The sequence below is a fragment of the Pseudomonas sp. B6001 genome, assembly GCF_013386015.1.
Taxonomy (GTDB): domain Bacteria; phylum Pseudomonadota; class Gammaproteobacteria; order Pseudomonadales; family Pseudomonadaceae; genus Aquipseudomonas.
The window spans coordinates 1-6,256 of the sequence record NZ_JACAOX010000061.1 but is presented as its reverse complement, the minus strand read 5'-3'; the positions used below and the strand labels follow the sequence as shown (position 1 = coordinate 6,256).

Below are 6,256 nucleotides of genomic sequence, written 5' to 3'. Positions count from 1 at the left end.
CGCTGTAAGAGCGGAACCATAATCCGCCGTTACCGAAGAAACGGATATGTACACCATCACTCCGGCAAAGGAATCACCCGCAACGGCCGCACCGACTTATAAGAAAAACTCGAGTAAATCTCCTTAACACACGGCAACCCCTGCAACACCTCCCGCGCAAACTCCCCAAACGACTCCAGATCCTTCGCCACCACTTCCAACAAAAAATCATACCGCCCCGAAACGTTATGACACGCCACAATCTCGGGAATCTCCAGCAACCTTTGCTCAAACGCCCGGGCAACTTCCCGGGAGTGCGTATCCATCATGATGCTGACAAACGCCGTCACCCCATACCCCAGCGCCTTGGGCGACAGGATCGCCTGATAACCGCCGATCACCCCGCTGTCCTCAAGGTTCTTCACCCGCCGCCAACACGGCGAAGTGGTCAGCGACACCCGCTCCGCCAACTCCGCCACCGTCAACCGCGCATTACCCTGCAAGGCGTTTAAAAGTGCCTTGTCAGTCCGATCCAGATGCATGGGCATATCTTGCCTCAAAACGTCGTTTTTATTGTTTTTCATCCCAATCTACCGGCTTTTCCCAGCAAACTATGGAACGTTCAGCCGCCGTTATAAGCATAGCATTGTAGGAAATAAGGAGCGTCCGACCATGAAAAATAAACACAACACGTTCGGCTTTTCCACCCGCGCCATCCATCACGGCTATGACCCCCAGGACCACCACGGCGCCCTCGTGCCGCCCATCTACCTGTCGGCAACCTTCGCCTTCCCCACCGCCGAATACGGAGCCGCCTGCTTCGCCGGCGAAGAGAGCGGACACTTCTACACCCGCATCTCCAACCCCACCCTGGCCCTGCTGGAATCGCGCATGGCCACCCTGGAAAACGGCGAAGCCGCCGTCGCCTTCAGCTCCGGCATGGGCGCAATTGCCGCGACGTTCTGGACCCTGCTGCGCCCAGGTGATGAAATCATCGTCAGCCAGACCCTCTACGGCTGCACCTTCGCCCTGCTGCACCACGGCATCGGCGAATTCGGCATCAAGGTGCGCCACGTCGACCTCACCGACCTGAACTCCCTGAGCGAGGCCATCAACCCGGCCACGCGCATGATCTACTTCGAAACCCCGGCCAACCCCAACCTGCAACTGGTGGACATCGCCGCCGTCGCCGAGATCGCCCACCGGCAACCCGGGATCACCGTGGTGGTGGACAACACCTACTGCACGCCCTACCTGCAACGCCCGCTGGAAATGGGCGCCGACGTGGTGGTGCACTCGGCCACCAAATACCTCAGTGGCCACGGCGATATCACCGCCGGCATCGCCGTCAGCAGCCAGGCCCTGGCCCAGCGCATTCGCCTGCAAGGGCTCAAGGACCTGACCGGTGCGGTGATGTCACCCCAGGACGCCGCCCTGCTGATGCGCGGCCTCAAGACCCTGGCCTTGCGCATGGACCGCCATTGCAGCAACGCCCTGGCCATCGCCGAAGCCTTGCAGGCCCATCCCCTGGTGGAATGGGTGACCTACCCCGGCCTGCGCTCCTTCCCTCAATACGAACTGGCCGCGCGGCAGATGAAACAATCCGGCGGCATGATCGCGTTTGAACTCAAGGGCGGCATCGACATGGGCCGACGCTTCATGAACGCCCTCAAGCTGTTCACCCGGGCCGTGAGCCTGGGGGACGCCGAGTCACTGGCCCAGCACCCGGCCAGCATGACCCACTCCACCTACACCCCGGAGCAGCGCGCCCACCACGGGATTTCCGAAGGGCTGGTGCGACTCTCGGCGGGCCTTGAGGATGTCGCCGACCTGCTGGCCGACGTTGCCCAAGCCCTGCAGGCCTGTGCCGTAAAGCCGAAATCCCGGGCGGTGCAACACAACGTTCATCACGCTTGAAGTAAATTCACAGGCAGGCGCGACGTTTATCAATAGCCCGGCCTGAAAAGGTCGGGCTTCTCCCGTTGCGCCCTGCACCGCAAAAAATTTGATCCATTCATTGGCCCGTTTGCGAAAGCCTGTACTAGCATACGAGGCGGCAGTCATGGAGATCACTGCCCTGTACGCCGCCCTCATTGAAACTCATGGATGAAATGATGAACTCACACCTGTTCCCCCACATTGGCAAAGTCATCGCCAGCACCGGCAGCCGGCATTTCCCGCGCATGCTGCACGACCTGATCCTCACCCAACTGGCGGTCGACGCGACGCACATCACCCAAATGCCTGTGAGTTCACCGCGCAAGGGCGGCAGTTCGCGAATGACGGGGGTCAGCCCGGTGTACACCGACCCGCTGCCAGGGCTGGAAGAGGCCCAGGCCGCCGCCCAACTGCACCTGACCCGGCGCAAGGATGACGTCAGCTACGTGCTATCGGTGTATCGCTCCAACCCCTGCGAAAGTTTTTCCCAGCAGGAGCGGATCATCCTGCAAGACTTCTCCTCCCTGCTGCTGCCGATGGTTGAAAAACACATCAGCGCCCTGCAACCCAGCGGTCTGGACAGCGAAGCGCCGCAGCAACAAGGCATCGACACCTTGCGCCGGCGCTTTGAAGAGCGCCTCGCGCAATCGGGGCTGGCCCTGTCCAGCCGGGAGCTTGAGGTGTGCGTGGGGCTGCTGGCCGGGCGTACCGCGCCGGAACTGGCGGAGCAGTTGGCACTGAAGGTCAATACCATCGAGAGCTACCTCAAGCGGGCAGCGATCAAGATGGGCATCAGTGGCCGGCATTCATTGATGCGGTGGATGTATTCCACAGAAGAAAACGCCACTCTCTAGAACACCGAGGAACAAATGTGGGAGCGGGCTTGCTCGCGAATGCGCAGTGTCAGTCAATACATGTGTGACTGATCCACCGCATTCGCGAGCAAGCCCGCTCCCACATTTTTTGATCTCTGCCCGGCCTAATCCCGGGCCAGGGCTTCAATCGGATCCAACCGCGCCGCATTCCGCGCCGGCACAAACCCGAACACAATCCCGATCAACGTCGAACACGCAAACGCCGTCACCACCGAGCCCAGGGAAAACACCATTTCCCACTCTTTCACAAACAACGAAAACAGGTAGCCGATGGCGAATGACAGCGAGATGCCGATCATCCCGCCAATCAGGCAGACCATCACCGCTTCCACCAGGAACTGTTGGCGAATATCCGATTGCCGCGCGCCCACTGCCATGCGAATCCCGATTTCTCGGGTGCGTTCGGTCACCGACACCAGCATGATATTCATCACTCCGATGCCGCCCACCAGCAACGAAATCACTGCAATCAACGACAGCAGCAACGCCAGGGAACGGCTGGTTTTCTGCACCGTCTGCATGATGCTGTCGAGGTTGTTGGTAAAGAAGTCCTTGGTGCCGTGACGTTGCAACATCAGCTTGGTGACGTTCTCTTCCACCACCTTGCTCGGCTGGCCGTCCTTGATGCGCACCGTGATGCTGTCCAGATGACGCTGGCCCAACAGCCGCCCCGCTGCCGTCTCGTACGGCACCCACACGTTCAACGCCTTGCTGGCGGCGAACATGTTTTTGTTGTCGGCCGTCACCCCGATCACGGTGCAGGGCAGGTTGCCCACCAGGATCACCTGGCCCAACGGATCCACGCCGGGCGCGAACAGCCGATGGCGCGCGTTGTGGTCGATCACCACCACCTGGGCCTGGCGCCGGGCGTCGCTTTCGCTGAAGGTAATTCCGGCTTCGAGCTTCAGGCCCTTGACCTGGAAATAGCGATCGCTGACCCCATTGACCTGGGCGTCCAGGTCGATATTGCCGTAACGCAGCAACAGGTTGCGCCCCACCACCGGCGTGGCGCTGTCGACGTAATACAGCTGGTTCAGCGCATCCACATCCGACGGCAACAACGTCTCGATGGCTGACGCACGGCTGTCACCAAAACTCTTGCCGGGAAAGATATCAATGGTGTTACTGCCAATGGCCTGGATGTCCTTGAGCACATAGCGCTTGGCGCCTTCGCCGATGGCCGAGATCGACACCACCGAGGTGATGCCGATGACAATGCCGAGCATGGTCAGCAAGGTGCGCATGCGATGGGAAATCAGCGCGACCCAGGCCATGTTGAAGGCCTCCTTGAACAGCCCGAGGCTCGCCACCAACTTGCGCGCACCGCTGCGCTTGGGCTCGATGGGCGCTTCGGTGGGCAGGTCGAGGCCGACACTCTGATTGGCGCGGTCACTGACGATCTCGCCATCGCGCACCTCAATGATCCGCTGGGCATTGGCCGCGACTTTCGGGTCATGGGTAACGATGATCACCGTGTGCCCGGCGGCGTGCAGCTCGGCCAGGATGCGCATCACCTCCTTGCCGCTGTGGGTATCGAGGGCGCCGGTGGGTTCGTCGGCGAGGATCACTTCGCCGCCGTTCATCAAGGCCCGGGCGATACTCACGCGCTGTTGCTGGCCGCCGGACAGCTGGCTCGGGCGATGGGTCAAATGCCCCGACAACCCCAGGCGTGCCAGCAATTCACCGGCGCGGCTATGCCTGGCGGTTTCCGGCGTACCGGCATAAATCGCCGGCATTTCCACGTTGTGCAACGCGCTCAGGTGCGCGAGCAAGTGGTAACGCTGAAAGATAAAACCGAAGTAGTCGCGGCGCAGCTCGGCCAGTTGCTCATCCCCCAGGGTGCGGGTTTCGATGCCATTGATCTTGTAGCTGCCGGCGGTGGCGTAGTCGAGGCCACCGAGGATGTTCATCAGGGTGGATTTACCCGAACCCGAGGCCCCGGTGATCGCGACCATTTCCCCGGCGTGGATGGTCAGGTCGATGCCCTTGAGCGCAATGAATTCGCGGTCACCGGCCATGAAACTGCGCACGATGCCTTTAAGCTCCAGCAGTGGCTGAGTCATCAATCAGCCCCCCGCCACGGCAGGCGATGGGTCGCCGATCACCACCTTGTCGCCTTCGGCCAGGCCATCGAGGATCTGCACCTTGACGTTGTTGTTGATGCCCGTCTGCACCTGCCGCGTGTTGGCCTTGCCCTTGGCGTCCAGCACCCGCACCGGGAAACTGCCATCGGCATTGCGCGGGCCGAGTGCGGCCACCGGCACGGTCAGTGCGGCCTTGGCGGTGTCGAGCACGATGCGCACCTGGGCGGTCATGGCGATGCGCAGGCGGTGGTCGGGGTTGGGTACGTCGAACAGCGCATTGTAGAACACCGCAGTGTTTTGCTTGGGGGTGCCGGCGGTCTGGGTTTCGAGGAAATTCTGCGGGGCAGGTTCGGTACCGCGCAATTTGGCGTAGTAGCGTTTGTCGGCCTCGCCGAGGATGGTGAAATACACCTGCTGGCCCGGACTGATGTGGATCACGTCCGCTTCGGAGACTTGGGCCTTGACGGTCATGGTGTCCAGGTCGGCGAGCTTGAGCAGCACCGGTGCCAGTTGGCTGGCGATCACGGTCTGGCCTTCCTGGGTGACGATGCCCACTACATCGCCGTCGATTGGCGCGACGATGCGGGTGTAGGCCAGGTTGATCTTGGCGGTGTCGATCTGGATGTGGGCGCTTTTGATCTGGGCGTCGAGGGACATCAGGTTGGCGCGCTGTACCTCGTAGTTGGACTCGGCGGTTTCGAAGTCCTGGCGGGACACGGATTCGTCCTCCTGCAGGCCCTGGTAGCGTTCGTAGACGGATTTGGTTTCCTTGAGTTGCGCGGCGGTGGCGCGGCGTTGGGCCTGGAGGTTTTCTTCGTCGACCTGGGCTTTGCGCAGGGTGTTCTGCAGGATCAACGGGTCGATTTCGGCCAGCCATTGGCCCTTCTTGACCTTGTCGCCGACCTTGACCTTCAGGGATTTGAGTTGGCCGGAAACCTGGGCGCCGACATCGACCTGCTTGACGCCTTCGAGCAGGCCGGTGGCCAGGACGGCGTTTTCGATGTCACTGCGCTCGGCGGTGGCGGTCAGGTATTGCGGCGCGTCTGCGGGGGCCTGCACGGTGTAGATGGTCAGGGCGGCGACGATTGCCAGGGCCAGGGCCATTCCTGTTTTGCGAAGCTTTGACTTTTCCATAAGTGACCACAGAAGACGTTGAAGTTGGTCCGGCTTTTGGCTCGGAGTACATATCCGTTTTTTTAGTAACGGCTGATATTGGTTCCGCTCTTACAGCGGCTCACTTTTGAACAGCTCAAAAGTAAGCAAAACGCTCTTGCCCCACCACTCGGCACCTCGCTTAGGCTCGGTGTGCCTAAGATCAAAATCAAAAGCTAAAGCGGGCACGGTTCAAATGTGGGAGCTGGCTTGTCGGGTCGCCGCATC

Annotated in this window: 5 protein-coding genes; 2 read left to right on the top strand and 3 right to left on the bottom strand. The window is 61.0% G+C overall.

Going from position 1 to position 6,256, the window contains the following annotated elements; genetic code table 11:
- Positions 1–56: 56 nt before the first annotated feature.
- Positions 57–527 (bottom strand): Lrp/AsnC family transcriptional regulator, encoded by a 471-nt coding sequence (locus tag HX821_RS31485; RefSeq protein WP_008430161.1) that lies wholly within the window; start codon positions 525–527, stop codon positions 57–59.
- Between the two features lie 124 nt (positions 528–651).
- Between HX821_RS31485 and HX821_RS31480 the strand changes: the two genes are divergently transcribed.
- The gene (locus HX821_RS31480) at positions 652–1,896 is read left to right on the top strand and encodes a methionine gamma-lyase (protein WP_177037386.1); all 1,245 of its coding nucleotides are present in this window, start codon (positions 652–654) and stop codon (positions 1,894–1,896) included.
- A gap of 185 nt (positions 1,897–2,081) precedes the next feature.
- On the top strand, positions 2,082–2,771 hold the full coding sequence (locus HX821_RS31475; RefSeq protein ID WP_177037385.1) for a helix-turn-helix transcriptional regulator: 690 nt from the start codon (positions 2,082–2,084) through the stop codon (positions 2,769–2,771).
- A gap of 125 nt (positions 2,772–2,896) precedes the next feature.
- On the opposite strand, the gene HX821_RS31470 is transcribed toward HX821_RS31475, so the two are convergent.
- Together HX821_RS31470 and macA are read right to left on the bottom strand one after the other, a co-directional pair.
- Positions 2,897–4,855, bottom strand: a complete 1,959-nt coding sequence (locus HX821_RS31470; protein ID WP_003212489.1) for a MacB family efflux pump subunit — start codon at positions 4,853–4,855, stop codon at positions 2,897–2,899.
- Between the two features lie 3 nt (positions 4,856–4,858).
- Positions 4,859–6,010 (bottom strand): macrolide transporter subunit MacA, encoded by a 1,152-nt coding sequence (gene macA / locus HX821_RS31465; protein WP_177037384.1) that lies wholly within the window; start codon positions 6,008–6,010, stop codon positions 4,859–4,861.
- Positions 6,011–6,256 lie beyond the last annotated feature (246 nt).